Source organism: Vibrio sp. 10N.222.49.C9, from assembly GCF_041474985.1.
GTDB lineage: Bacteria > Pseudomonadota > Gammaproteobacteria > Enterobacterales > Vibrionaceae > Vibrio > Vibrio crassostreae_C.
This window is the reverse complement of sequence record NZ_JBFRVD010000648.1, coordinates 1-266: the sequence shown is the minus strand read 5'-3', so window position 1 is coordinate 266 and position 266 is coordinate 1. Positions and strand designations below refer to the sequence as shown.

1 protein-coding gene is annotated in these 266 nt (G+C 42.1%); it reads right to left on the bottom strand.

What is annotated here, in order from left to right; all coding sequences use genetic code 11:
• On the bottom strand, positions 1-241 hold a 241-nt coding region (locus AB4585_RS24885; RefSeq protein ID WP_372171424.1), incomplete at its 3' end, for a molybdopterin-binding protein.
• Positions 242-266: the final 25 nt, after the last annotated feature.

Genomic DNA, 266 nt, shown 5'->3' with positions numbered 1-266 from the left:
AGCCTGTGCCACCGGTGACTAAAATGGCATCAACATTTTCATCGGCAATCCATTTAGAGACGATAGCGCGAATTTTATAAACATCATCAATAACGATTTGTTTGTCCGCTAATTTATGACCTGCTTCTTTTACCTGGTCTGCTAGGTAACCACCACTGGTATCGGTTTCTTCAGTGCGAGTGTCTGATACAGTCAATACGGCAATACTAGCCGGCGTAAAATCATTATGAGCGTGTCCCATTTCTCTCAATTCCTATGTACTGTTT